Source organism: Klebsiella sp. CTHL.F3a (assembly GCF_019890895.1).
GTDB classification, from domain to species: domain Bacteria; phylum Pseudomonadota; class Gammaproteobacteria; order Enterobacterales; family Enterobacteriaceae; genus Klebsiella; species Klebsiella grimontii.
On sequence record NZ_CP082360.1, the window covers coordinates 625,279 to 649,620 of the forward strand.

Annotated in this window: 26 protein-coding genes; 6 read left to right on the top strand and 20 right to left on the bottom strand. The window is 55.7% G+C overall.

All coding sequences use genetic code 11. The annotated features are described in order from the left end of the window. Positions 1–10: 10 nt before the first annotated feature. The 6 genes from mdcA to ubiU all read right to left on the bottom strand — a co-directional run bounded on the left by mdcA (position 11) and on the right by ubiU (position 7,181). Entirely contained in the window at positions 11–1,678 is a 1,668-nt protein-coding gene (gene mdcA / locus K7H21_RS02995) for a malonate decarboxylase subunit alpha (protein ID WP_049112250.1), read from the bottom strand. Between the two features lie 12 nt (positions 1,679–1,690). After that, positions 1,691–2,899, bottom strand: coding sequence for a Na+-transporting malonate decarboxylase, carboxybiotin decarboxylase subunit (madB, locus tag K7H21_RS03000; protein WP_004125613.1), 1,209 nt, complete (start codon positions 2,897–2,899; stop codon positions 1,691–1,693). Positions 2,900–3,054: 155 nt separating this feature from the next. Continuing rightward, positions 3,055–3,945, bottom strand: a complete 891-nt coding sequence (locus tag K7H21_RS03005) for a triphosphoribosyl-dephospho-CoA synthase (RefSeq protein WP_223035562.1) — start codon at positions 3,943–3,945, stop codon at positions 3,055–3,057. 202 nt (positions 3,946–4,147) lie between these two features. Then, positions 4,148–5,155: a luciferase-like monooxygenase gene (locus tag K7H21_RS03010; protein ID WP_223035563.1), complete on the bottom strand. Its 1,008-nt coding sequence runs from the start codon at positions 5,153–5,155 to the stop codon at positions 4,148–4,150. A 143-nt stretch (positions 5,156–5,298) separates the two neighbouring features. Further along, positions 5,299–6,177: a U32 family peptidase gene (locus K7H21_RS03015; protein WP_004125600.1), complete on the bottom strand. Its 879-nt coding sequence runs from the start codon at positions 6,175–6,177 to the stop codon at positions 5,299–5,301. 8 nt (positions 6,178–6,185) lie between these two features. Continuing rightward, positions 6,186–7,181, bottom strand: coding sequence for a ubiquinone anaerobic biosynthesis protein UbiU (gene ubiU, locus K7H21_RS03020; protein ID WP_004125598.1), 996 nt, complete (start codon positions 7,179–7,181; stop codon positions 6,186–6,188). Between the two features lie 221 nt (positions 7,182–7,402). On the opposite strand from ubiU, the gene ubiT reads away from it, so the two are divergent. After that, positions 7,403–7,927: a ubiquinone anaerobic biosynthesis accessory factor UbiT gene (ubiT, locus tag K7H21_RS03025; RefSeq protein WP_004125595.1), complete on the top strand. Its 525-nt coding sequence runs from the start codon at positions 7,403–7,405 to the stop codon at positions 7,925–7,927. Beyond that, positions 7,921–8,424 carry a GNAT family N-acetyltransferase gene (locus K7H21_RS03030; protein WP_223035564.1) on the top strand — a complete coding sequence of 168 codons (504 nt, stop codon included), beginning with the start codon at positions 7,921–7,923 and terminating at the stop codon, positions 8,422–8,424. The genes ubiT and K7H21_RS03030 overlap by 7 nt, the downstream gene beginning before the upstream one ends. Here the strand turns inward: K7H21_RS03030 and K7H21_RS03035 are convergent. Further along, positions 8,411–8,695: a GIY-YIG nuclease family protein gene (locus K7H21_RS03035; protein WP_004125589.1), complete on the bottom strand. Its 285-nt coding sequence runs from the start codon at positions 8,693–8,695 to the stop codon at positions 8,411–8,413. The genes K7H21_RS03030 and K7H21_RS03035 overlap by 14 nt on opposite strands. Positions 8,696–8,750: 55 nt before the next feature. On the opposite strand from K7H21_RS03035, the gene K7H21_RS03040 reads away from it, so the two are divergent. Continuing rightward, on the top strand, positions 8,751–9,194 hold the full coding sequence (locus tag K7H21_RS03040; protein ID WP_004139879.1) for a YhbP family protein: 444 nt from the start codon (positions 8,751–8,753) through the stop codon (positions 9,192–9,194). On the opposite strand, the gene K7H21_RS03045 is transcribed toward K7H21_RS03040, so the two are convergent. After that, on the bottom strand, positions 9,174–9,692 hold the full coding sequence (locus K7H21_RS03045; protein WP_004125585.1) for a type 1 glutamine amidotransferase domain-containing protein: 519 nt from the start codon (positions 9,690–9,692) through the stop codon (positions 9,174–9,176). The genes K7H21_RS03040 and K7H21_RS03045 overlap by 21 nt on opposite strands. Positions 9,693–9,820: 128 nt before the next feature. On the opposite strand from K7H21_RS03045, the gene K7H21_RS03050 reads away from it, so the two are divergent. After that, positions 9,821–10,468, top strand: a complete 648-nt coding sequence (locus tag K7H21_RS03050; RefSeq protein ID WP_004125583.1) for an NAD(P)H-binding protein — start codon at positions 9,821–9,823, stop codon at positions 10,466–10,468. 72 nt (positions 10,469–10,540) lie between these two features. After that, positions 10,541–11,581 carry a permease gene (locus tag K7H21_RS03055; RefSeq protein ID WP_004125581.1) on the top strand — a complete coding sequence of 347 codons (1,041 nt, stop codon included), beginning with the start codon at positions 10,541–10,543 and terminating at the stop codon, positions 11,579–11,581. Positions 11,582–11,687: 106 nt separating this feature from the next. Here K7H21_RS03055 and dolP read toward each other — a convergent pair whose 3' ends face one another. Genes dolP through K7H21_RS03075 form a run of 4 tightly spaced genes read right to left on the bottom strand, consistent with a single transcriptional unit; the run spans position 11,688 to position 15,311 of the window. Next, positions 11,688–12,263 (bottom strand): division/outer membrane stress-associated lipid-binding lipoprotein, encoded by a 576-nt coding sequence (gene dolP / locus K7H21_RS03060; RefSeq protein WP_004125578.1) that lies wholly within the window; start codon positions 12,261–12,263, stop codon positions 11,688–11,690. Positions 12,264–12,272: 9 nt separating this feature from the next. After that, positions 12,273–12,863: a DnaA initiator-associating protein DiaA gene (diaA, locus tag K7H21_RS03065; protein WP_002918211.1), complete on the bottom strand. Its 591-nt coding sequence runs from the start codon at positions 12,861–12,863 to the stop codon at positions 12,273–12,275. 22 nt (positions 12,864–12,885) lie between these two features. Then, positions 12,886–13,272: a YraN family protein gene (locus tag K7H21_RS03070; protein ID WP_049115747.1), complete on the bottom strand. Its 387-nt coding sequence runs from the start codon at positions 13,270–13,272 to the stop codon at positions 12,886–12,888. After that, the gene (locus K7H21_RS03075) at positions 13,230–15,311 is read right to left on the bottom strand and encodes a penicillin-binding protein activator (protein WP_004125572.1); all 2,082 of its coding nucleotides are present in this window, start codon (positions 15,309–15,311) and stop codon (positions 13,230–13,232) included. Before K7H21_RS03075 ends, K7H21_RS03070 begins: the two co-directional genes overlap by 43 nt. 63 nt (positions 15,312–15,374) lie before the next feature. Here K7H21_RS03075 and rsmI point away from each other — a divergent pair, with 63 nt between their 5' ends. Next, entirely contained in the window at positions 15,375–16,235 is an 861-nt protein-coding gene (gene rsmI, locus K7H21_RS03080) for a 16S rRNA (cytidine(1402)-2'-O)-methyltransferase (RefSeq protein ID WP_004125570.1), read from the top strand. Between the two features lie 34 nt (positions 16,236–16,269). Here rsmI and K7H21_RS03085 read toward each other — a convergent pair whose 3' ends face one another. The 8 genes from K7H21_RS03085 to agaV form a co-directional block, all read right to left on the bottom strand. Further along, positions 16,270–18,159, bottom strand: coding sequence for an alpha-galactosidase (locus K7H21_RS03085; protein ID WP_123828728.1), 1,890 nt, complete (start codon positions 18,157–18,159; stop codon positions 16,270–16,272). A 99-nt stretch (positions 18,160–18,258) separates the two neighbouring features. Continuing rightward, positions 18,259–19,131, bottom strand: a complete 873-nt coding sequence (gene kbaY, locus K7H21_RS03090) for a tagatose-bisphosphate aldolase subunit KbaY (protein WP_004125566.1) — start codon at positions 19,129–19,131, stop codon at positions 18,259–18,261. 12 nt (positions 19,132–19,143) lie between these two features. Further along, on the bottom strand, positions 19,144–20,298 hold the full coding sequence (locus K7H21_RS03095; RefSeq protein ID WP_223035565.1) for an SIS domain-containing protein: 1,155 nt from the start codon (positions 20,296–20,298) through the stop codon (positions 19,144–19,146). A gap of 304 nt (positions 20,299–20,602) precedes the next feature. Next, positions 20,603–21,736, bottom strand: coding sequence for an N-acetylglucosamine-6-phosphate deacetylase (gene nagA, locus K7H21_RS03100; RefSeq protein ID WP_223035566.1), 1,134 nt, complete (start codon positions 21,734–21,736; stop codon positions 20,603–20,605). Continuing rightward, the gene (gene agaF / locus K7H21_RS03105) at positions 21,733–22,167 is read right to left on the bottom strand and encodes a PTS galactosamine/N-acetylgalactosamine transporter subunit IIA (RefSeq protein WP_004125557.1); all 435 of its coding nucleotides are present in this window, start codon (positions 22,165–22,167) and stop codon (positions 21,733–21,735) included. Before agaF ends, nagA begins: the two co-directional genes overlap by 4 nt. A gap of 17 nt (positions 22,168–22,184) precedes the next feature. Then, the gene (agaE, locus tag K7H21_RS03110; protein ID WP_223035567.1) at positions 22,185–23,063 is read right to left on the bottom strand and encodes a PTS N-acetylgalactosamine transporter subunit IID; all 879 of its coding nucleotides are present in this window, start codon (positions 23,061–23,063) and stop codon (positions 22,185–22,187) included. Beyond that, complete coding sequence (agaW, locus tag K7H21_RS03115; RefSeq protein WP_004125551.1) at positions 23,053–23,832, bottom strand: PTS N-acetylgalactosamine transporter subunit IIC; 780 nt, start codon at positions 23,830–23,832, stop codon at positions 23,053–23,055. The genes agaE and agaW overlap by 11 nt, the downstream gene beginning before the upstream one ends. Positions 23,833–23,842: 10 nt before the next feature. Continuing rightward, complete coding sequence (agaV, locus tag K7H21_RS03120; RefSeq protein WP_004125548.1) at positions 23,843–24,316, bottom strand: PTS N-acetylgalactosamine transporter subunit IIB; 474 nt, start codon at positions 24,314–24,316, stop codon at positions 23,843–23,845. Positions 24,317–24,342 lie beyond the last annotated feature (26 nt).

A 24,342-nucleotide genomic window follows, 5' to 3' on the forward strand; every position in this document is an offset into this window, starting at 1 on the left:
TGCTATTCCCTTACCAGTTACGGAATCGAGCAGGAGGGTTGTACAGGCCGCCGGACCACTCGACCAAATCGCGAATACTCTTCGCCGCCAGCATCTGGCGGTTGGCGCGGCGTCTGTCGATGCCTAAATCCTCCGGCGTTTGCACAATGCCTGCATCGCGTAGCGCTTGTGTTTGCGCTGGGTCGGCGGCGAGGCCGATATCGGTGTAGCCCGCGACGGCGCGAATGGCCGCCATCCGCTGCTCCAGCCCTTCGCAGCGGTGCAGGTGGGCGAGCCCCTCTTCGGTGAGCACGTGGGTAACGTCATCGGCGTAAACCATCACCGGTGGCAGGGCGAGACCGGCTTTTTCCGCCAGTTTCCAGGCATCCAGTTTGTCAACGAAGGCCGGCTGGCGCTTCTCGCGAAAGGTCTCCTGCATCTGGACGACCAGGCGTTTGCCGCGCGGCATCTCGCCAATAAGCTGCTGCTGAGTGGCGTTGAACTCTTCTCCGCACTTAAGCCAGGAGCGGGTTACGTGGCGACGGCCTTTGGCATCGCAGCCCATATTCGGCGCGCCGCCAAAACCGGAAACGCGGCTGGCTGTGGCGGTGCTGCTGTTGCCGTACTTATCGATTTGCAACGTGCCGCCGATAAACATATCCAGCGCGTAGTGCCCGGCGGCCTGGGCGAAGGCGCGGTTCGATCGCAGGCTGCCGTCCTGGCCGATGTAAAACACGTCCGGGCGTTCAGCGACGTATTTTTCCATACCCAGTTCGCCGCCGAAGCAGTGAACGGACTGGATCCATCCGCTCTCGATCGCCGGGATCAGCGTCGGGTGCGGGTTCAGCACCATGTGGGTACAGGCTTTGCCTTTTAACCCCAGCTCTTCGCCGTAGGTGGGCAGCAGCAACTCAATGGCGGCGGTGAAGAAGCCGATGCCATGGTTAATGCGCTCGACGCCGTATTCGGCATAAATGCCTTTGAGCGCCATCATCGCCATCAGCACGTGGGTATCGGTGATCAACGCCGGATCGCGAGTGAACAGGGGTTCAACGTAGAACGGGCGCGGCGCTTCAATAACCGCATTTACCCAGTCGCCGGGAATATCGACGCGCGGTACTTTATCGACAATCTTGTTCACCTGGGCGATGACGATCCCCTGGCGAAAATGGGTGGCTTCGGCGATCACCGGCGTATCTTCGGTGTTAAAACCGGTGTAGAGATTGCCGTCTTTGTCCGCCTCAAAAGCAGTGATTAACGACACTCGCGGCGTGAGATCGACAAAATAGCGGCTGAACAGCTCAAGGTAGGTATGGATGGCGCCGAGTTTGATCTTACCCTGCTGAATAAGCTGCGCGAGGCGGCCATCCTGCGGGCCGGCGTAGGCGAAGTCGAGCTTTTCGGCAATGCCCTTCTCGAACAGATCGAGGTGCGAACTGAGCGGCACGGACGACTGCACCATATGCAGGCCAGAGATTTTTTGCGGGTCGACTTTGCACAGGCATTCGGCGAGAAAGTCGGCCTGCTTCTGATTGTTACCTTCAATATTGACGCGATCAAAGCTGCGGATCGCCGCCTCCAGCACCGCGACGGTATCGTTAGCATCGACGATCTTTCCAGTGCGGAAATACGGAGCCAGCAGCTTCAGGCGCTGCGCCGTGTCATCCTTAAGTTGATGCCAGTTGTGCTCTTTAAGCATGTTTTTACTCCCTTATTTCAGCAGGAATAGCGTGGAGATAAAGACCCCGGTGGCGATGGCCGAAACGATCAGGCCGCTGACGCCTGCGCCCATCGCCAGCGGCAGAATGACGGCATAGGGGTTTTCATGGCTGACTTCTTTCTGCGCGATTTTGGCGGTGGTCGGCAGGCACGAAACCCCTGCGATGCCGATGGCCGGGTTGTAGCGTCCTTTCGAGATAAGCCAGATAAACCAGCCGCCGAGCAGGGCGCCGATTGCCGATATAGCCAGCGCGCCAATACCGAGAACCAGAATGATGCCGACTTTCGGGTCGAGAATGGTTTGCGCTTCGCACAGCGTGCCGAGCAGGAGGCCGAGAAACAGCGTCGCGGTATAAGTCAGGGTGGTCTCAAGCAGCTTCTGGAACGGTTCGATCTCCGCTTCTTTAATCGCGATCCCGAGAAAGAAAGAGAGGATCAGCGGCGCGGCGACCGGCAGCAGCAGACACAGCAGCAGGCAGGCGCAGATGGTGAAGATAAACTTCGCTTTTTTGGATACGGTGGGATATTCGATATCCACTTCCATCCCGCGGTACTTTTTCGGTACCAGCAGACGCACCAGATACGGATAGCCGGCGTAGGTCAGGCTCAGATACAGGTAGGCGATAATGGCGATGGGGACAAACAGATTCGGCGCCAGAATCAAGGAGGCGAAGAGCACCATCGGACCATCCGCGCCGCCGATGGTCGCAATAGAAGCCGCTTCGTTAGCCGGGAGGCCAAATACTTCTATTCCCAGCAGCAGCGCGGCGAAGGTACCCGCTTCGGCGAACAGCGCAACGATGATGCTGGCCCAGGGGCGGAGCAGAATAAAGCTGATATCGCTCATCGCGCCGATGCCGAAGAAAACGATACAGGCGATCAGACCGTTACTGAAGGTCAGGTTATAAACCGGCTGCAGGAAGTTAATCTGCATGATGTTGACCAGCTCAACGGGGTCGCTGACCATCGGGTCGAGAATTAAGGTGCCGGTTTGCCCGCCGGCGAGAAACAGTACCCCGGCGTTAACGGCAATCATGCCTAAGCCCATCGGCACCATAATCAGCGGTTCGAGGGTGCGGCGAAAACCCATCCACGCCAGGATAAAACCCAGAATGATTAATAATATTCGCGCAATGGCTATTTTGGGATCTTCAATAAAAAAGGTACCAATACCCGAAAAGAGCTTAATAAAGATATCCATAAAATATATTCCTGATAACGCATAAACCAAGGCGTATTAGTCGTCGGTAATATTCAGCTTGTTCATTACTCTATTAACGCCAACAATTACTCCAACCACGGCAAACGAAATAAAAATCGTCATGGCATAAGTTAATAATGTATATAAATAGATACTCATATATCTTCCTCGTTAGGGACCTCTTGCAATTGATAGCAAAGAAAATACATCGCCAGGGTCAGCGCTAATAAATCTGCCGACCCGCCCGGACTGACCCATTTGTCCACGCACCATGCATTAAATTCGTTGAGCTCATGTTCTATGCCGGGGTGGCTCATTCCTCCCAGGTTGACCAGGCGCTGCGCGCGATGTTTCATTTCGTGCAGCGCAGGGGGGCCTGCGCGCGAAAGTACCGTCGTATCATCGCAGTGCGCCATTAGCGCGAGCAGCGTATGTACCAGTGCTTCACGCCAGCTAAATCTCAGCGAGAGCGCCTGGCGCAGGGTTGGGAGACCAATACGGCAGACCAGCGGAAAGCCCCGTTCGGCCTCGCCGCGCACGCCTGTGACACCAAACGCCAGATACAGTTTTTCACCGTGGGTTCTCGGTGAACGATGAGCGAGCGCCGCAAAATCGTTGCGGCAGAGATCGAGGCAGAGCCCGGCGACGCACTGACTTAATGAATCGCTGGAAAGCGGCTGTCTCTGACCTTTCAGCCAGCCTGCGGCGGCTGCCAGAACGGCTCCGGCAAAGAGTATGCCGCGCTGAGTATTTATCTGGCGGGTGGATTGCAGCAGCCTGGATTCGTATTCAATACCGATAAGACGTATTTGGGGAAATAAATCTTCCAGCGCACCCTGATGATATTCACCGGCCTGCGCGCAAGCATAAAAACAGGGCGCTATGGCAGAACTACTGGTAATAAAAAGCCATATATCCATATCGTCATGCGCGCCCTGTGAGTGCGGCGTCACCAGGCCGGGTTTCGGCCAGGCGCAAACTTCCATTAATAGCGCTTTTAATAAGCACTCACCGATCCTTATCGCACTGGCAGTTGGTTGGCTCATGGCGGTTCTCTTTGAGGCGTGCATTTATGAAAAGTAAAACAAGAGAGAAAGTAACATCGCTCTTTTTAGAGAACAATTACGCTCGGGGTAACGTAATTACGCTTAACGTAACCAGATGAGGGAAATGGCGCGAGAAGAATGAGGTGGGTCACAGATTGTCATTCAGGCGGAAAAAAATGCGGCAAAAATGCCGCATTGCTCACTATCCGAGAAGCGCTTCTTTCACCTGCATCGCCAAATCAAATGAATGCAGGCGCGCCTGATGATCGAAGATTTGGCCGTTGACCATGATTTCATCGGCCTGGGTTTCCCGCAGGATCGATTCCAGCCCGTGGCGGATTTTGGTTTTATCGCCGACCAGCGACATGCTCAGCGCCTTTTGGACGCCATACTGCTCTGAAGCGGACCACAGTTGATGCATATTTTGCACCGGCGGCGGCAACTGCCCGGTTTCGCCGCGGCGCAGTTTGACGAACGCCTGCTGCATAGAGGTAAACAAAAACTCCGCATCTCTGTCGCTGTCTGCGGCAATAATATTAATGCACACCATCGCGTACGGCTTCTCTAACCGTTCTGACGGCTGGAAGTGGGTGCGGTAGAGGTACAGGGCCTGGAAAAGCATATCCGGGGCGAAGTGCGAGGCAAAGGCGAACGGCAGCCCAAGCTGCGCCGCCAGCTGGGCGCTGTACAAGCTTGAGCCGAGCAGCCAGACCGGGATCTTCTCGCCATAGCCGGGAACCGGGCGCACGTGGGGATTAGGATCGCGGGCGTCGAACCAGTCCACCAGCTCCGCGACGTCGCGCGGGAAGTTATCGACATCGCCGCTCATATGGCGACGCAGCGCGCGCATGGTTGGCTGATCGCTGCCCGGCGCGCGGCCAAGGCCGAGATCGATACGTCCTGGGTACAGCGTATTGAGCGTGCCGAACTGCTCGGCAATTACCAGCGGCGAATGATTCGGCAGCATCACGCCGCCGGAGCCAAGATGAAGAGTGGTGGTATTCGCGGCAAGGTAGCCAATCAGCACCGAAGTCGCGGCGCTGGCGATACCGACCATATTATGGTGCTCGGCCAGCCAGTAGCGGTGATAACCGCGCTTTTCCGCCAGCTGCGCCAGGTCTAAAGAGTGGGAGAAGGCTTCCTTTGCGGAAGAACCTTGCGGGATCGGCGCCAGATCGAGCACCGAGAACGAAACAGGTTTGTCAGTCATAAAGGCTCACTTTGCTACAGCATCGTCATCAGATTGAAGGTCTTCTTCCAGCCAGGCGTATCCGTGATACGCCTGCCAGAAAAGCTGCATCTTTAATAGTGCATTAAAAAGCAGCGATAGCCATTAACAAAGTGAGCGGTTAATCAGCTCTGCAATTCCAGTCCGGCCAGCCGTCGCCAGTAGCCGTTGCAGTCGCTGTTCGCCGTCAGCGGCAGCGGCGCAGCGCCGTTTTCATTGGCGCGGAAGGCCTCCAGCATCGCGAAGGTCTCGCTGCCAAGCGGCGACAGGCGAACCATATCCACCAGCCCGTTCATGGTGCTGAGCTCATTCCCGAGGTTGTAGACGTAGCCGCTCATGGTCTGAATGCCGTTGAGGACGAATACCTGCTGCTGCTCCTGCGAGAGCACGTCGCGCCCATTAGGGTATTTGATGCAGCAGGTTTCACATTCATCTTTAGGCCGGTCTTCCGAGCGCGCGGTAAAGCAGCGGGCGGAGTAGGCCAGCGGCAGGTGGCCATAGCTGAGCACCTCCACTTCAAACTGATGGCGGATGCCCAGGTCGTCACACTGGGTCAGCAAGTTCGCCAGCCAGTCACGGGAAAGCTCAACCGGCATACACCAGCGCACCATGCCTTGCTTGAGCAGCAGGCGCAGGGTGACGGCGTTGTAGCAGTTGAGCGCATGGCCGGCGACGAACGGCAGCTTACGTTCCGCACACAGGTTGACGACCCCGAGATCGCTGGCTTCAATCAGAAACTCGCCGTTATCGACATAGCGTTTAAGTTCGCCCAGCTCAGAGGAGGCCTGCACTAGCGCGAGGGTAGAAAGCACCACCTGTTTACCGCTTCCCGCCAGCGCTTTTGCCATGTCGATCCAGTCGCCGACTTTGGTGGCGCGACGTTTGCTGCATACCGCTTCGCCGAGGTAAATCGTATCCGCGCTGCAGCTTGCCGCCTGCTGATAAAAATTTTCCAGCGTCTCTTTTGGCCAGTAATAAAGCACCGGCCCTAATGAATATTTCATTGCTGTTCTCACTGCCATTTACGGTGATAGGCGCCAAGGGTGGTTTGCGTCCCCTCGGACATGGAACCGAGGGTTTCCATCCACGCGGACTGCGGCACGAAGTTTTGCGGATCGGCTTTGCAGCGATCGATCGCCTGACGCCAGACTTTCGCCACTTGGGTAACGTAGGCCGGGCTGCGCTGGCGGCCCTCGATTTTCACCGAGGCAATATTTGCCGCCATCAACTCCGGCAGCAGCTCCAGGGTATTCAGGCTGGTGGGTTCTTCCAGCGCGTGATAGCGCTCGCCGTCGACCAGATAACGCCCTTTACAAAGAGTGGGATAACCGGCGTTTTCACCATCCCGGTAGCGGTCGATCAACACTTCGTTAAGGCGTGATTCCAGGCCCTGCGGCGTTTGTTGCCAGCGCACGAAGCGCGCCGGCGAACAGGCGCCGACGGTATTCGGCGATTCGCCGGTGAGGTAGGAGGAAAGGTAACAGCGTCCTTCCGCCATAATGCACAGGCTACCGAAGGCGAAAACCTCCAGCGGCACCGGCGTGACGCGCGCCAGCTGTTTGACCTGGTGAATCGACAGCACGCGCGGCAGCACCACGCGGGCGACGTCGAAATTGCGATGATAAAACTTCACCGCCTCTTCGTTGGTGGCCGAAGCCTGAACGGAAACGTGACGCTCAATATGCGGGTAACGCTCGGCGGCGTATTCCAGCATCGCGATATCGGCGAGGATCAGCGCATCGGCGCCCAGCTGCGCCGCCATGTCGACCGCGCGCTGCCAGCGGGCATAACCATCAGGATGAGCGAAGGTGTTAATGGCAATATGCAGTTTGCGACGATGCTGGTGCACAAAGCTGACGGCTTCCTGCAGTTTCTTTTCGGTGAAATTAAGGCCGGCAAAGTGGCGGGCGTTGGTGTCATCTTTCAGCCCGATATAGACGGCATCGGCGCCGTTTTCGATGGCCGCCTTAAGCGCCGGAAGGTTACCGGCTGGGCAGAGCAGCTCCATAATTTTTCCTGAAAAACGCGGCCCGTCAGGGACGCTGGATGGTTAATGAGCTGGGATTTTAGTTAACCTTCTGGTGACAATTTTTGATTTGAGGCAGTTAAAAGCGTATTGGCGGGATCAATACCAGCGGCCCGGCATCGTGATTTTGTTGATTTACGCCGCTATGTCGTTTATTTGATATGGCACAATAGATGAACTATTGCATTCATGGAGTAAAGCTTGTGTTGGATAAACTGCGTTCCAAACTGGTTCACTTTGGCCCGTCGATGATGAGCGTGCCGGTTAAGCTGGCGCCATTTGCCCTCAAGCGCCAGGTGCTGGAACAAGTATTAAGCTGGCAATTTCGCCAGGCGCTGGCGGATGGGGAACTGGATTTTCTCGAGGGGCGCTGGTTAAGTATTCATGTGCGTGACATCGGTCTGCTGTGGTATACCTCGGTGGTTGATGGGCGTCTGGTGGTCAGCCCTGCAGCCGAAGCGGACGTCAGCTTCAGCGCTGACGCCAGCGACCTGCTGATGATTGCGGCGCGTAAGCAGGATCCGGATACGCTGTTCTTCCAGCGTCGCCTGGTTATCGAAGGCGATACCGAGCTGGGACTGTATGTAAAAAACCTGATGGATGCCATTGAGCTGGAGCAGATGCCAAAGGCGCTGCGCATCATGCTGCTGCAGCTGGCGGACTTTGTTGAAGCTGGTCTGAAAGGCCCGCAGAAACCTGAACAGACATCGGTAGGTGAGGCATGCTGATTCGAGTAGAGATTGGGATTGATGCGCCGGGAATCGATGCTTTATTGCGTCGTACCTTCGGCGGCGACGCGGAAGCGCAGCTGGTGCACAGTCTACGTGAAGATGGTCTGATCACGCTGGGCGTGGTGGCGACGGATGACGAAGGTCAGGTCGTAGGCTACGTGGCTTTTAGCCCGGTCGCCGTCGAAGGCGAAGAGCTGCAGTGGGTCGGACTGGCTCCGCTGGCGGTCGATGAAAGCTACCGCGGCCAGGGCATCGGGCGTCAGCTGGTCTATGAAGGGCTCGATTCCCTGAACGAGTTTGGCTATGCCGCCGTCGTGACGCTTGGCGATCCGGCGCTCTATGGCCGTCTGGGCTTTGAACCCGCGGCGCGTTTCTACCTGCGCTGCCGCTGGCCCGATAGCGCCGAGGCTTTCCAGGTTCATCGTCTGGCCGATGACGCGCTGAACGGCGTGAGCGGGCTGGTCGAATATAGCGACCACTTTAACCGCTTCTGAGGCTTTCCAGCAGAGCCTCAAATGATCCGTCCCCGGCAACGAGGCGCTCTTTCTGGCGCTTCGTTAGCTGCTTGATACGATATTCAAGACGCAACGCTAGTGAGCGTTCACCAACTTCTTTGCTAAAGGCCAGCTGAAGCTCTCCTTTGCCACGCAGCGCTTTCGCGCCCTTGCCGTCCTGATGCTGGCAAAAGCGGCGTGCAACATCGGTGGTAATCCCGGTATAGAGGCGATTATCGGCGGTACGAATCAGATAGAGAAACCAGCACACGGTACAGAGATCGCTATGTTAAGGTGTGAGCACCATAACATACTGGAGAGTAAAGATGGATACGCTCGCTGCTATCAGCCGCTGGCTGGGCAAACAGCACGTCGTGACCTGGTGCGTCGCCCGCGATGACGAGCTGTGGTGCGCCAACGCCTTTTACGTCTATGACCCGCAGCAGGTCGCATTTTATCTGCTCAGCGATGAAAAAACGCGCCATGGCCAAATGACCGGGGAAGGCGCCAACGTAGCCGGGACGGTCAACGGCCAGCCGAAGACCGTCGCGCTGATCCGCGGCGTGCAGTTTAAAGGCAAAATTCGCCGCCTGGCCGGGGAAGAAGAGGCGGCGATGCGTAAGCGCTACGTCAGCCGTTTTCCGGTGGCCCGCATGCTATCGGCGCCCGTCTGGGAGATTCGTCCCGATGAGATCAAGTTCACCGATAACACGCTGGGCTTTGGTAAAAAGCTGCACTGGCTGCGTGAATCAGGCGCCGAGCAGGCGTAAGGCCTCACGATTAAACGCCGGCAGGTCGTCCGGGGTTCGGCTGGTCACCAGCTGCTCGTTGTCGATAACCACTTCCTGGTCATAGAATTCGCCGCCGGCGTTTTTCACGTCGACAACGATAGGCTTCACGGCCGTCAGCTTACGCCCGCGAATCACATCGGCGCTAATCAACAGCTGCGGACCATGGCAGATGGCGAAGACCGGTTTGCCGCTGTTGACAAAGTCGCGGGTGAAGGTGACAAAGCGTTGGTCGCCGCGCAGCGAGTCCGGTGAATATCCGCCCGGCAGCAGCAGGGCGTCGAAGTCGGCAGGGCTGACGTCATCAATAGCTTTATCGATAACAACTTCGGCTTCCCCTTTTTTCCCTTTTACCTTCTTCCCCGCCTGTTTTTCAATCGTGACCACCTCGTGGCCGGCCAGACGGTAGGCGTCAGCCGGTGAGGTAAACTCTGAATCTTCAAAGTCGTCGGTAATTAATACGGCTATCTTCTTACTCATTCTTCCTCCAGTGTTTCGGTGTGGAATGAGGCATTTCCTTGATGATGATGGATAATTACCTCGTAGAGTATTAAGTCTGGAACATGAGGCTGGGATCGCAACATAGAAAAGTCTGCAAAGGAGTTTCGATGAGTCAGGTACTGTTAACAGGGGCGACCGGGTTAGTTGGTGGTCACTTACTACGAATGCTGCTTAACGCGCCGGCGATTAAATCCATTGCCGCGCCCACGCGTCGACCGCTGGCCGATATCGCCGGCGTGTTTAACCCGCACGATCCGCAGCTCACGGATGCTCTGGCGCAGGTGATCGATCCGATCGATATCGTTTTCTGCTGCCTGGGAACTACCCGCCGGGAGGCGGGGAGCAAAGAGGCGTTTGTGCATGCCGATTATACGCTGGTTATTGATACCGCGCTGGTGGGGAAAAGGCTGGGCGCGCAGCATATGCTGGTGGTCAGCGCGATGGGGGCGAACGCGCATTCGCCCTTTTTCTACAATCGGGTAAAAGGCGAGATGGAAGAGGCGCTGATTGCGCAGCAGTGGCCGCGGTTGACCATTGCTCGCCCGTCCATGCTGATAGGCGAACGCGAAAAGCAGCGGACCAGCGAGACCCTGTTTGCGCCGCTCTTCCGCCTCCTGCCGGGGAACCTGAAATCGATAGACGCGCGGGACGTGGCGAGCGCATTGCTCGCGGAGGCGCTATCGCCAACGCATGAAGGCGTACAGATTCTCTCGTCATCGCAGCTTCGTGAGAGAGCGGCGCGGTCAGGGGATTAATAATTTCCAAAATTTCCCTGAAAGCGTAGTATTCATGGCCTCAATTTAACATGACACTCCCTGGGGAATGCTATGGCTGGTCAGTCTTCATCTCAGGCGGCAGCACCGTTTCAATGGTGGAAGCCCGCGCTCTTTTTTCTCGTCGTTATCGTCGGCCTGTGGTTCGTCAAATGGCAGCCCTACTATGGCAAAGCTTTTACCGCCGCCGAGACGCACAGTATCGGTAAATCTATCCTCGCTAATGGTGACGCAAATCCTTTCGCTGCGGCCTGGGATTACGCGCTGGTCTATTTTCTGGCGGTATGGAAAGCAGCGGTATTAGGCGTGCTGCTGGGATCGCTTATTCAGGTGCTGATCCCACGTGACTGGCTGCTGCGCACGTTGGGCCAGTCGCGCTTTCGCGGCACGCTGCTAGGGGCCGCGTTCTCTCTGCCGGGGATGATGTGTACCTGCTGCGCCGCGCCGGTGGCGGCGGGCATGCGTAAACAGCAGGTATCTATGGGCGGCGCGCTGGCATTCTGGCTGGGCAATCCGTTGCTCAACCCGGCGACGCTGGTGTTTATGGGCTTCGTGCTGGGCTGGCAGTTCGCGCTAATTCGCCTGCTGGCCGGACTGGCGACCGTACTGGTGGTCGCCACGCTGGTGCAGAAATGGGTGAAAGAAGCGGCGACGCAGCCCGCAGATGTGCCGGAATTGTCTGCGGAAACCGCGCAGGGCGCCTTCTTCAGCCGCTGGCTGCGCGCGCTGTGGACGCTGTTCTGGAATACCATCCCGGTTTATATTCTGGCGGTTCTGGTGCTGGGCGCCGCGCGTGTGTGGCTATTCCCTCACGCTGATGGCGTGGTGGATAATACGCTGTTCTGGGTGATTGCCATGGCGATTGCCGGCTGCCTGTTTGTCATACCGACGGCGGCGGAGATCCCAATTGTGCAGACCATGATGCTGGCTGGAATGGGCGTGGCGCCCGCGCTGGCGCTGCTGATTACGCTGCCTGCTGTTAGCGTACCGTCACTGATTATGCTGCGTAAAGCGTTCCCGGCGAAGGCGCTGTGGCTGACCGGCGGGCTGGTGGCGCTGTGCGGTGCGGTGGTTGGGGGCGTCGCTTTACTCTGATGATCTTACCGGAGGCGGCGCTGCGCGCCTGTCCGGGCTACCGGCCCACAGCCAACGCTGAACCCGTAGCCCGGCTCAGCGTAGCGCAGGCCGGGAGGCAGAACGCTTACTTGATATAGGTAAAGGCGGTGGTGACGCGAGACACGCCGCTCACCCGGCTGGCGATATCCGCCGCCGCGCGACCTTCACGGTCGGTAACCAGCCCCATCAGGAACACTTCACCGTTTTCGGTTGTCACCTTCACGTTAGAGGATTTCACCTGGTCGGTACCCAGCAGTTGGGAGCGGACTTTGGTGGTGATCCAGGTATCCGAAGACGCGGTGCCTAAGCCGATCGGCTGGCCCTGACGCACTTCGTTAAACACCTCCGTTGTCCCTTCTACGCCCATAGCGATTTGCTTCGCGCGCGCGGAGAGATCGGACGTTGGGGACTGCCCGGTCAGCAGGACTTTGCCCTGATAGGCGGTCACGTTGATGCGAGCCTGTTTCTTGATTTGTTCATCTTTCGACAGCGCGCTGTTGACGCGCAGCTCCAGCGTGCTGTCGTCCACCTGAGTACCTACCGTACGCGGGTCCGTCGCGGCTTTAGTGCCGACCGCTGCCGTTCCGACTACCGCGGCAGCAACGCATCCCTGAAGCAGTAGCGCAGACAGCAGAATGGCGAGGGGCGAGAGAGCCTTCATGTGTTCTCCTTAATCGTCCTGGTGTGGAAAAAGCGTGTTATCGATCAAATCGCACAGACAGTTGACGGTGAGCATGTGCATTTCCTGAATTCGCGCGCTGCGATGCGAGGGAATGCGGATTTCGACGTCCTGCTGCCCTAACAGGCCAGCCAGTTCACCGCCGTCATAACCGGTTAACGCCACGATAGTCATATCGCGGGTGACCGCCGCTTCCACGGCTTTCACGATGTCCCGGCTGTTGCCGCGCGTAGAAATCGCCAGCAGCACATCGCCGGCGTGTCCCAACGCACGCACCTGCTTAGCATAGATTTCGTCATGCAGGCGATCGTTGGCAATTGCGGTTAAGACCACATTATCGGTATTTAGTGCAATGGCGGGTAAACCAGGACGCTCTGTTTCAAAACGGTTAATCATACTGGCAGCAAAATGCTGTGCGTTGGCGGCGGAAGTGCCATTACCACAACAGAGGATTTTGTTGCCGTTCAGCAGCGACTGAACGAGCGTCATCGCCGCACGGGAGATGGCGTCCGGGAGTGCTTCCGCTGCTGCAATTTGGGTTTGAATGCTTTCGGTGAAGCAGGCTTTGATTCTGTCGAGCACGGGATCCCTTAATTCGTTTACGCTATTCGCCAAAGGCGTTTTTTAGCCACTGGATGTCGTTTCCGGTGAAGGCTACCACATCGAAACGGCAATCCACAGTCTCAAAGCTCCCATTCTGTCGGCAGAGCCACAGACGCGCGGCTTTGAGCAGTCGTTGTTGCTTTTGCGGCGTGACGCTGGAGGCGGCATCGCCGTAGTTTGCGCTGCGACGATAGCGTACTTCGATAAAGACGGTGATGCTGCCGTCGCGCATGATGAGGTCTATCTCGCCGCCGCGCTCGCGGACGTTGGCGGCGATAAAACGCAGACCCTGGCTCTCCAGCCAGCGGCGCGCCTGGATTTCCCAGGCATCGCCGGTCTGTTTACTTAGTTGGCCGCGACGATTTGCCCACCCTGGTATTTGAGCCATGACAGTTTCCTGTTGATCACGCAATCCTGCGTGGCCGTGAGATCGCCAGTATTGCCGTTCAGTTCAAAGCCGGGAACCTGGCGCATCTGCGAGAAATGGTTGGCCAGCGACCAGGCGTCGGCGCCCATGGCGTACAGACGCGCCAGCGAGTAATCGTTACGAACGGCGGCCAGCGCCTGCTGCTGCAGGGCCGGGTTACTTCCTGCCAGCATCGGGATCTCGCTATATTGCAGGCCTTCCATTTCCAGGCGGAAGTCCGGGCCGGAAGTCCCCTGGGCGCTGCGAGAGCTGGCGTACAGCGTAACGCCGCTCTGGCTGCCGTTACGCAGGGCGATCATCGGCTTGATGTAGGCGATTTGTTCCGGCGTGGCCAGAATATACGCGGCGTCGACGCCGCCAGTGCTGCTGACCGGCATATCGCTCGGGCTGCCCAGGGCGCTGTCCTGCCCTGACGGTAGGGTTGAGACCGGCGTACCGCTTAGCGAAATACCGCTGTTGACGCTGCCGCGCAGCTCGGCGGTGGAGCCCAGACGCTGTTGCAGCACCGTACCGCCCCCCAGCTTCAGCCACTCGTTGGCGAAGGCGGTAACGACCCGATCGCCCAGGGCGCCGCGCGGCACCAGCAGCAGCGGAGTCTGTTTGCCTTGATCGTGAATGTGATGCGCCGCGTCACGGGCTTCATCTTCCGGCGAGAGGGCGAAATAGCAGATATTGGCTCGGCTTTCGACTTTCTCCGGCTGATTGAGCGCCAGCACGTTCAGCGAGGTATTACTCTTGATGACATCTTCGACGTTATCTTTCAGCAGCGGACCGACAACGATGGTCGCGCCGTCCTGCTGCACCTGGGCCAGCAGCTGGCTCATTGGCTGAGTGGTCGTATCGTAGATTTTCAGTTCTGCCGAAGGGTTGGCTGGCGTTGCGGCGACGGCCTGAGCCTGCGGCGCTTCCGTCGGTTGGCTGGTAGCCTCCGGCGTCGGGGCTTGTACTGCAGCTGGCGCGGTGACCGGCGCCGCGGGTTGCGCCTGGTCGGCCGCTGGCGCCTGTACCGGGGTCTGGGCGTTATTGGTCGTCGTCAGATCGGTAACCTCCGCCTGCGATGGGCTGATCACCGTGCTTTCGGCAACATTCGCCGCCTGGGCGACCTGGGCGGGAACCGCGCTTCCTGCAACGGCAGGCGCGCCGTTCTTCGCCGCTTCAAAGCCCTGCTGGATGGTGCGGCCAAAAATCGCCGCCTGGCCGTTTAGCGGCAGCAGCAGGGCGATTTTATTGGTCGATGCGGCCTGGTAGTTCTGCATATTCACTAACTGCGTCGGGAGCATCTTCGCCCCCGGGTTTTGCGGATAGCGGGTCTGCCAGTCTTTCACACCCGCCTTGAGCATCGTCGGGTCGTTGCGGTTATCAAACCACATGCGCTGCAGGTCCAGCCAGCCCTGCAGGACGTTCTCGTCGGCGTTAATGACCAGCGCGTTGGCCTGATCTTTGGTCATGGCGGTGAGCGCTTTCCAGGTCGCGTCGATGTTTTTCTGCTTTTGCGCAGGCAGGCTTAACAGCGACTGCTGGGCAATCAGGGCCCGCAGCAGGTTCAGCGAGGGTTGACCCTGGCTGGCGTCAATTTGCGCCTGCCAGTAGCGGGGCTGCTGATTCTGCTCAAGGCTTGCCGGGTCGAGCTTGCTGAGCAGCGTCTGCGCGCCCTGGAAATCGTTCTGCGCCAGCTTCACTTCAACCGCCAGCAGCGATCTTTCGCGGCTTTGCGCGGCGTTGAGATTAGATGGCAGCTGATTGAATAGATCAATCGCCTGCGGTTTCTTACCTTCCTTCAGCAGTGCACGAATGGCAAGTAATTGCCAGTTGGTCTTGCTATCATTCGCGCTTTGCTGCATCTGTTGCAGATAGTAACTGGAGTCAGCCTGGGCCGTACCCTGCAAATACGCCGTGCTTTGGTCCGGGGTATGGGTACCGCAGCCAGCAAAGATCAGAGCGGCCAGCAGTACGGGCAGACAACGCACGGGTTTAGAACGAAGAAATGTTGACGGTACCATATGTATCCAGTGATATTTTTTTGGCTCAATGCTCAATATTAATTCGGCAATACGGACGAGACAATGAAACAACACGAATCAGCAGATAATTCTCAGGGACAGCTCTTTATTGTACCCACTCCGATAGGGAATCTGTCTGATATCACGCAGCGCGCGCTGGAAGTGCTGCAAGCCGTTGATTTAGTTGCGGCGGAAGATACCCGTCATACCGGTTTGCTGCTGCAGCATTTTGCGATCAACGCCCGATTATTCGCGCTTCATGACCACAATGAGCAGCAAAAGGCGGAAACGCTGGTCGCGAAGCTTAAAGCGGGGCAAAACATCGCGCTGGTTTCCGACGCCGGAACGCCGCTGATTAATGATCCCGGCTATCATCTGGTGCGCACCTGCCGCGAGGCCAATATCCGCGTGGTGCCGCTGCCCGGACCCTGTGCGGCGATTGCGGCGCTAAGCGCAGCCGGCCTGCCTTCGGATCGTTTCTGCTATGAAGGCTTTTTGCCCGCCAAATCCAAAGGGCGTCGCGATACGCTGAAGGCGCTGGAAGAAGAGCCGCGGACGATTATTTTTTATGAATCCACCCACCGCCTGCTGGAAAGCCTGGAAGATATTTGTACCGTGCTGGGCGAGTCCCGCTACGTGGTACTGGCGCGCGAGCTGACCAAAACCTGGGAATCGATTCACGGGGCGCCAATTGGCGAGCTGCTGGCATGGGTGAAAGAGGACGAAAATCGCCGTAAAGGCGAGATGGTGCTGATCGTAGAAGGTTTTAAAGCGCAGGAAGAGGCGCTGCCGGCGGTAGCGCTGCGTACCCTGGCCCTGCTGCAGGCCGAGCTGCCGCTAAAAAAAGCGGCCGCTCTGGCCGCGGAAATCCACGGCGTGAAGAAAAACGCCCTGTATAAGTATGCCCTGGAGCAGCAGGGGTAAGCAGAATGCCCGGGCGATTGCCCGGGCCAATACCTTATTTAGCGGGGGTTGCTTCGAATACAAGCATCTGTAATGGCTGCAACGTGACGACAATTGGGGCCTGGTATTTATCAGGGAATGTCGAATTGCTCCCGTAGATGCTTTTTAACGTGAAGTTTGAGGTTGCCCCATGCGGAAGCTCAAATGCTTTCGTCAGGTCGAGATAGTATTGCTGCGGTTTATCCGATGGGTTACGTATCCCCAGGATAGCTTTTTCTTTGCTCCAGGATGCCCAACCATACACTTCCAGCGCAGTCGGATCGCCGCCCACCCAGTGGGTATCGACTAATATATTGGCGTTAGCGCGGGACCATTTTGCCGCCTGCGCCAGGATATCCCATTTCGCTTTATTGAGCATGGACGGTGTGATGTAAAGCTCTTGTAGCTGGGTGCCGGTAGCGAAATAGCTCCATACTTGATCGGCAAAGTCGCTATCCGTTTGTACCTTCTCAAGCCCGTAATAGGCGTTTTCAGCGCTAACTATGCCGTGGTACATCAGTGAGTTAAGTGGAAATAGTGGACCTTTTCGTACGATAGAGCGCCAGGTTTCTGCATCCCGATAAGTCATCCATTGCTGTACTGGCGTGCCGGGACCGTAGAGATTAATGTCATCACCCTGACGCCAGATAGCGTCAGCATAGAACAGCCATGAGGGGCTGGCGTTGGTCCCGGTGGTTAAATTAATAAACTGATTTGGGTTGGCGCTACGCATATTATGAAGTAGGGCAATTGACGCATCGAAGTCAGATGCGAACTCACTACCTTTAATATGTGAATTTGCGTTCCCCATACCATCCAGTTTAAATGAAGTGATATGCTCTTTTTTAATTAGATTAATAACCTGTGCATTAAAGTTTTTAAAATAGTTAGGGCCGGAGAGCGCAAATTTTCCATCGACGGTTTCGAAGCCATATTCTTTAGCATGGGATACGCGAATATCCCGCGGCTTGTTATATCCGCCCCAGGGAGAAAGCCAGAGTCCGATTGAACTATGCAAACTATCGGCTTTTTCTCTTACCTTACTGAATCCGTTGCTAAAAGCCGGGCCAAATAACCATCTTCCGGTCCGATCATCCCAGCCATCATCTAACAGGAAGGCATCCAGCATTACACCGCGTCCGGTAATGAATTCCTTATTCCATTCATCCATACGCTGTAGCACTTCGGGTTCGGTATAGGTGGTAAAGAATCCAATATCCATCCAGCTGTTGTAGTGCAGATAGGGCTTATAGGGCCGCGGGCGAACCGCATCGATAAACTGGTTGACGCTTCGGCGTAGCTGATTGATTTCCGGGAATGTACCGAACCAGGTGGTATAGCTAACGGCGGTGCCTGGCTGTAAAGGTGTTTTTAGTTCAACATTAAGATTGGTGGTTGCTTCATAAGCCCAGGTGTTCACTACAGGTTTATTCGGCAATATAAAAAATGAATCAGCAATAATCGGCGAGCTATTTATTGAACCTTCTACCCACGGGGCTTGTGACTGTTTTCTGGTGGGGAAAAACGTGATTTTCGAGACCTCTTGCGCCTTCCCGAGGGCGGTAATCGTATAATCAATGCTGGCGTATTTATCTTTAACCAGATTCAGTTTTACCTCGACGTTAAAATCCGGATGAGCATAATCAATGATAATGGTGTTATCTTTCTTATCCACATGCTTTATTTTAAAGTCAGCGGCGTGAATGACCGTTTCATCCGGAAGAGTAAGAAAGAAAAGCTCTTCGGGTGAAAGCTGATGCTGTGATTTAACGTCTTTAAGCGCCATCACAGAATTCGCATCGTTAAATGAAACGGCAAGGTATTCGCTATCCAGTGCATATTGGGCGGCGAAAGCCCCGTTGGAAATAAGCAGAGCCAGTAACGAAACATTGAGCATTTTTTTCATGAGAAAAGTCCTTGTTTTCGTTTTTTTCAGAGGTAAGCAGCGTTAGCCTCCATTGGGTTAACGCTTTGGTAAGGGGGAGGTGCTGGGGGCTGGCTACACTCAGGCTTCGGCGATTTGTAAAAGGCGGTTGGCCGACCCGCATACGGCGATCTTACTGCGTACCACCTCTTTCATCGCGTTCATGCCAACGCGCATGTAATAACGCGGATCGTTACCTTGCGGGTTTTCGGCAAACCATTTTTTCACCGCAGCAGCAAAGGCGATTTTCAGTTCAGTAGCGACATTGACTTTGCACACACCCAGTTCGATGGTGCGGCGAACATACTCATCAGGCACATCGCTTGCGCCATGGAGTACCAGCGGAATATCCACCACTTCACGGATTTCCGCCAGACGCTGGAAGTCGATTTTGGGTTTTTTGGTGTAAAGGCCATGAGCAGTACCAATCGCTACGGCCAGGCTATCTACGCCCGTTAGCTCAATAAAACGTTTGGCTTCTTGCGGATCGGTCAAAAACGCGCTTTCCGCATCCACACTCATGTCGTCTTCTACTCCACCCAGGCGTCCGAGTTCTGCTTCTACGCTACAGTCGCGGGCATGGCAAAAATCCACCACCGATTTTACTAGTTTCACATTCTCTTCAAACGGGAAATGGCTGCCGTCGATCATGGCGCTGCGTACGCCTGCGTCCACTTTCCGGCGAATATCTTCCAGCGATTCATGGTGATCGAGATGCAGAGCCAGCGGAATGCCGAAACTGGTGGAGTAGGCGCGGCATAGCGCGTAGATCTCCTCCAGCGCAATATGCTTAAAAGTACCCGGGGTTCCGGCGAGGATCACGGGTGATTGCATTTCGCTGCACACTTCCAGAATCGCCTGGATCGTTTCGGCGTTATGGATGTTGAACGCGGGTACCGCGTAGCCTTTTGCCTGGGCATCCTGCAGGAGATACTTGGTAGAAATAATGCTCATGATCGGATCCTCTTAAGCCAGCCATGGATGAATAACGACGCCCTGCACTACGCGGTTAACCGTGCCGCTGGCGGAGGGGGTATCCGGCGTATTTCCTACGGCGATCGACTGCGTAAGGGCGAATACCTGGGCGTACATCAGGAAGCAGAAGGCCAGTTCTACATCAACGAAGTGACGCGCTGGCGGCAGAAGGATATGTGGGCCAGCTTCAATAACGGCATCGCTCTCCGCGGCGATGGCCACCACACGTAAGGCCTGCCGATCGCGCCGTAGTTCTGCCAGCAGGTCGAGATCGTATTGGCGGGTGTAAGGGTGGCTAGATATATACACCACAACCAGCGTTTCGTTATCGACCAGTGATTTTGGTCCATGGCGGAAACCGGTCGGTGAGTCATAGAACGCTGCCAGCTTACCCGCCGTTAGCTCCAGGACCTTTAACGCCGATTCACGCGCAGCGCCCTGTAACCCACCGCTGCCGAGATAAACGATCCGCTTCCAGGGCTCGCTGCCAAATACGCCGTGGCTGAAATCGCCGAGTGAGGTCAGTATTGCGTGGCAGCGATCGTCCACATCGCGGAATGTCTGACTGTTAATAACTTCTGGCGCAAAGGCCGCCAGGCAGCTGGCCATCATTGTGGTAATACTGCTGGTCATCGCAAAGCCGCGATCGTGCGTTTCTGCTGGCATCAATAGCGCAAAGGCATTCCCGTTCTCAAGAGCGTTTTGATAAAGGCTACCCGCTTCGTTGCAGGTAATTGAAAGGTGATAGCACTCCGGGACGAACTGGTTTGCCAGCTCAACGGCGGCTACGCTCTCCGGGCTGTTGCCGGAACGGGCGAAGGAGACCAGCAGTAGCGGATGCGCCGGGTTCAGGTAATCCATCGGATTGGTAACCAGATCGGTAGTTGGTACCGCGCTAATGTTTTTGGCGCTGTGATTAGCAAGCCATGGAGCGATGATTTCGCCGATAAATGCCGAAGTGCCAGCTCCGGTCAGGATGATCCGCAGATCGTTTTTACGCAGCAGTGGCGTGAGAAAGTTGTCGATCGCCGGACGAATACTGTCGATGTTTTTCAGTGAGTGCATCCAACAGACAGGCTGCTGACGGATCTCTTCTTCTGTCCAGGTTCCGGTCGCCGCGGCAGCAGGGGTATAAATTTCTGACATAACGTAAGTCCTTATCTTGTGAACTCCACATCAGACGCTGGCAAATTGTCGCTATCTTTCGTTTTGTTTCACTTGTTCATGTGATCGATTGATTAAAATTTATAGGAAAGAAATCGAAAGTTCAATGATGCAAAATGAAATAAAACGAAATTTGTGATCGAGGGAGCGACGGTTTTATATATGTAATTGATAAATGAATAATAAATCCCATGAAAGCAACGTGAGAGTTTTGTTTTACGAAAGGAAAAGAAAGTAAAGGCCTTGCGATCGTAAGTCGAAGGCCACTATGACGTTTAATGAAGGGCTATAGAGGGAAAACCTGGCCCTGAATCCATATCCTTTGTAAATGCAGTCCACCGTTGAGGGCGATGGCGCTGGCGCGTTTACCGGCCTTTAGCGAACCTAACTGATGGTCGATTCCCAGCAGACGGGCTGGGTGTAGTGAAGCCATATGGATAGCATTCTCAGGGGAAATACCGGTGAGTTCGACCATATTACGAACCGCCGTATCTACCGAAAGCGTACTGCCCGCCAGACTACCGGAAGCGGTCCGCACAATACCACCACGCATCTCTACCTTTTGGCCGCATAAGGTATAGCTCCCGTCAGGCATTCCCGCGGCCTGCATAGCATCGGTAATTAGTACTATCCGCTCTTGCGCGCAGCAGCAGCATAGCTTCATGGCAGTGGGGTGAACGTGGTGTCCGTCGGCGATAAGTTCCAGCCATGCACGTGCGTCGGTTAACCCTGCGCCAACCATGCCCGGTTCCCTATGGTGTAATCCCGTCATACCGTTATAGCAATGCACCAGCCCGTCCGCACCGGCATCAAAAGCGCTCCGGGTTTGCTCGCTGGTCGCCGCGCTATGCCCCAACATTACCCGCAGACCTTGATGCTTCAGATGGTTAATCGCCTGAAGTGCTCCGGTTTTTTCCGGTGCCAGCGCAACCACGCGCAGGGTATCGCGAGAAATGGCTATCATTTCATCCAGTTCTACGAGATCCAGTTCGCGGAACCATTCCGCAGGATGAGCGCCTTTGTTCTGCGGCGTAAAATAAGGACCTTCCAGATAGCTTCCCAGCACCTGCGCTCCGGGACCTCCGGAATAGCAGCGTTGCGCTATACGCGCCAGCACTCGGTGTATCGTCTCTAACGGAGCCGTAACGGTGGTGGGGAGCCAGCCGGCAACCCCTTCACGTGCTTTGTGCATGGCTAGTTTATCAAGTACATCCGGAGCATCGTCCATCACATCGACCCCGGCGCCACCGTGGACGTGAGTATCGATGTAAGCGGGAGCGAGTAGCTCAGCATCACGGAGCATGGTTCCCATGGAGATAGGCTCTATTGCCGTAATGACACCCTCTTCAATACGCAGTTGATGATCGTCCAGCCAGCCTTGTTCCGTCAGCAGACGTCTGGCGCGCAGAATTTGTGTCATATCCCTTCCTCGGCGGTGCTCTCTTCGCGACAGCGTCCTAGCTCGTCCACCAGACTGGTCAAGCCACGGTGCCCGCACTCCAGGGCCTGTATGCGAAACGCTTCGCCGCTGAGTTCATCGCGATCCAGCACCATTTCCAGCAGTAGCTGCAGGTTGGTGCCGGTAATCACTTCACGACCGGTTTTTTGCATCGCCAGTGTTGATGCAACGCGGAATGGCGTCCCGCCGAGCAGGTCGGTCAGGAATATGAGGCCTTCTTCGCCGTCCAGTTCTCCAACAGCCTGCTCAAGCTGCGAGGTAAGCAGCGCGGTGGTGGAAGTCTCAGGAAAATCGATAGCGATAAAGTGAGACTGCTCGCCGAGGATCTGCTTCATCGCTTTTTCCATGCCGCTGGCAAATCCGCCATGCCCCGTCAAAATGATACCTAACATCTCTGACCTCTTTTGCTTTACAGGAAGTGACAGAATTTACCGACGACGCCCAGAACCACGGTGATGCCAATAAGGCGCAGCGGACTCCAGCCTCTGCGTACCAGCCAGTACATGGTCAGGGTATAGACCAGCGGCAAAAATGCGGGCATCAATTTATCAATAACGTCGGCCTGCAGTTTAACCACCGCATCGCCGGCTTTGATTTCGAGCGTCGTATTCAGGCGAACATAGGTTGCTACCAGCGCCCCAATGACCGTCATCCCTACGATTGACGCCGCATGACCCACTTTCTTTGTGTTCGCTTTGATAAGAGGAATTGCTGCGACGCCCATTCGATATGCATAGTGAGCCAGACCAAAGCGTAGACCGAGATGGACGAAGTTAAACAACACGATAAAGACTATTGCGCCAAGGATAGAGCCTTGCAGCGCCAGGCTGGCTCCTATCCCGCCGCAGATCGGCAACAGCGTCAGCCAGAACATGGCATCGCCAATCCCACCGAGCGGTGCGCCAACGGCGATTTTGGTGCTTTGGATGCTGTTGACATCCTGCTTGGAGCGTTCCATTGCCAGAATGATGCCAATAACAAACGTCACCAGGAAAGGATGGGTATTAAAAAATCCCATATGGCCTTTCATGGCTCGGGCCAAATCGCGTTTGTTGGTATGGATCTTTTTCAACGCGGGTAGCAGACCGTATAGCCAACCAGATGCCTGCATACGCTCATAGTTAAAAGAAGCCTGCAGCAGCATGGAACGCCAGGCCACGCGGTTAATGTCTTTTTTAGTGAGATCGGCGCCAATATTCTGATCTTCATAGACGTTTTCATTCACCCCGGTGAGCAGCGTTTCTTCATTTTCAGTCGTATTCGACAAGGTATGTTGGTTAGATGCCATCTTCGAATTCCTCTTTCTGTGCCGCTGGTTTAGTCGGTTCGGGAGATTTACGCAGCAGATCGATCAGCGCCATTGCCAGCGCGGCCGCGGCGATAGCCAGAACCGGAAGCTTGAGCCAGGCCGCGGCAACGAAACCGATGATGAAGTAAGGGATGTAGACGTTTTTCATCATGATCTTCAGCAGTACGGCAAAACCGATGGCTGGCATGATGCCGCCTGCAACGCCCAGACCGTCAATCAGGCGCTCAGGCAGAACATCAATGGCGGTTTTCGCGTGTTCCGCTCCGAAGTAAATCGGCAGGAAAGCGCAGAGGAAATAGAAAATACCTAACGCCAGCAACGCCAGATAGTTAACTCGTTCAATACCCGCGGTATCCGCATTTGCAGCCATGCGATCGCAGCGGGACATCACGCCGGACATGACGGAGAACAGGAAGGTAATGCCCATTTGTACGGCGACGGCAAACGGTACGGCGACACCTACGGCGACATCGGGCTTAACGCCGGTGGTTATGGCGAAAGTTGTGCCTACGATGGTGCCAATAATGACGTTTGGCGGCTGAGCGCCAGCTAGTGGCGCCAGACCCATCCACACCAGTTCCAGCGTGCCACCGGTTAAAATACCGGTATGCAGATCGCCCAGAATCAGACCAACCAGCGGCCCAAGCACTACTGGACGGTGCATGTGCGTTAACCCGTTGAACATATCGAGGCCAGCAATAAAGGCGAGAATACCTAATGCAAAAGCCTGCAACAGACTAATTTCCATTGTGAATCCCTCAAAGTAGTTTAAAGAGATCCAAAGCAGGTTCTGTTGGAACGCCCTGAACGAAGCATTCCACTCCTGCTGCTTTCAGACCGTTAAACGCAGAGATATCGTTCGCGTCGACAGAAACCGTTTTGGCAATTTGTTTTTTACCTTCGGCGTAATGCATGTTTCCCACGTTGATGCGTGTGACGGGTACGCCGCCTTCAACCAGCTTGAGAAAATCAGTCGGTGTCCTGCATACCAGCAAAATTTTCTGCCGATCGGCAGCGCGATGAATGTTATCGATCGCTTTCTGCAGCGACCAGAAACGTACGGCAATCCCTTCAGCCAGAACCATTTCCATCAAGTTCTGCTGCACGGTGTCTTCCGCTACTTCGTCATTGGCAACCAGTACCAGGTTTGCCCCCGCAAATCCGACCCACTGTACGCCGACCTGACCATGAATGAGTCTTTCGTCGATACGGCTAAGTACGATATTTGGCATAGCGTTTTCCTCTTAGTTGTTATCCG

What these genes read in the sequence shown, in the direction of transcription:
- mdcA (WP_049112250.1), bottom strand. Translation starts at nt 1,678, where the DNA reads ATGCTTAAAGAGCACAACTGGCATCAACTTAAGGATGACACGGCGCAG.
- madB (WP_004125613.1), bottom strand. Translation starts at nt 2,899, where the DNA reads ATGGATATCTTTATTAAGCTCTTTTCGGGTATTGGTACCTTTTTTATT.
- K7H21_RS03005 (WP_223035562.1), bottom strand. Translation starts at nt 3,945, where the DNA reads ATGAGCCAACCAACTGCCAGTGCGATAAGGATCGGTGAGTGCTTATTA.
- K7H21_RS03010 (WP_223035563.1), bottom strand. Translation starts at nt 5,155, where the DNA reads ATGACTGACAAACCTGTTTCGTTCTCGGTGCTCGATCTGGCGCCGATC.
- K7H21_RS03015 (WP_004125600.1), bottom strand. Translation starts at nt 6,177, where the DNA reads ATGAAATATTCATTAGGGCCGGTGCTTTATTACTGGCCAAAAGAGACG.
- ubiU (WP_004125598.1), bottom strand. Translation starts at nt 7,181, where the DNA reads ATGGAGCTGCTCTGCCCAGCCGGTAACCTTCCGGCGCTTAAGGCGGCC.
- K7H21_RS03030 (WP_223035564.1), top strand. Translation starts at nt 7,921, where the DNA reads ATGCTGATTCGAGTAGAGATTGGGATTGATGCGCCGGGAATCGATGCT.
- K7H21_RS03040 (WP_004139879.1), top strand. Translation starts at nt 8,751, where the DNA reads ATGGATACGCTCGCTGCTATCAGCCGCTGGCTGGGCAAACAGCACGTC.
- K7H21_RS03045 (WP_004125585.1), bottom strand. Translation starts at nt 9,692, where the DNA reads ATGAGTAAGAAGATAGCCGTATTAATTACCGACGACTTTGAAGATTCA.
- K7H21_RS03050 (WP_004125583.1), top strand. Translation starts at nt 9,821, where the DNA reads ATGAGTCAGGTACTGTTAACAGGGGCGACCGGGTTAGTTGGTGGTCAC.
- K7H21_RS03055 (WP_004125581.1), top strand. Translation starts at nt 10,541, where the DNA reads ATGGCTGGTCAGTCTTCATCTCAGGCGGCAGCACCGTTTCAATGGTGG.
- dolP (WP_004125578.1), bottom strand. Translation starts at nt 12,263, where the DNA reads ATGAAGGCTCTCTCGCCCCTCGCCATTCTGCTGTCTGCGCTACTGCTT.
- K7H21_RS03070 (WP_049115747.1), bottom strand. Translation starts at nt 13,272, where the DNA reads ATGGCTCAAATACCAGGGTGGGCAAATCGTCGCGGCCAACTAAGTAAA.
- K7H21_RS03075 (WP_004125572.1), bottom strand. Translation starts at nt 15,311, where the DNA reads ATGGTACCGTCAACATTTCTTCGTTCTAAACCCGTGCGTTGTCTGCCC.
- rsmI (WP_004125570.1), top strand. Translation starts at nt 15,375, where the DNA reads ATGAAACAACACGAATCAGCAGATAATTCTCAGGGACAGCTCTTTATT.
- K7H21_RS03085 (WP_123828728.1), bottom strand. Translation starts at nt 18,159, where the DNA reads ATGAAAAAAATGCTCAATGTTTCGTTACTGGCTCTGCTTATTTCCAAC.
- kbaY (WP_004125566.1), bottom strand. Translation starts at nt 19,131, where the DNA reads ATGAGCATTATTTCTACCAAGTATCTCCTGCAGGATGCCCAGGCAAAA.
- K7H21_RS03095 (WP_223035565.1), bottom strand. Translation starts at nt 20,298, where the DNA reads ATGTCAGAAATTTATACCCCTGCTGCCGCGGCGACCGGAACCTGGACA.
- nagA (WP_223035566.1), bottom strand. Translation starts at nt 21,736, where the DNA reads ATGACACAAATTCTGCGCGCCAGACGTCTGCTGACGGAACAAGGCTGG.
- agaF (WP_004125557.1), bottom strand. Translation starts at nt 22,167, where the DNA reads ATGTTAGGTATCATTTTGACGGGGCATGGCGGATTTGCCAGCGGCATG.
- agaE (WP_223035567.1), bottom strand. Translation starts at nt 23,063, where the DNA reads ATGGCATCTAACCAACATACCTTGTCGAATACGACTGAAAATGAAGAA.
- agaW (WP_004125551.1), bottom strand. Translation starts at nt 23,832, where the DNA reads ATGGAAATTAGTCTGTTGCAGGCTTTTGCATTAGGTATTCTCGCCTTT.
- agaV (WP_004125548.1), bottom strand. Translation starts at nt 24,316, where the DNA reads ATGCCAAATATCGTACTTAGCCGTATCGACGAAAGACTCATTCATGGT.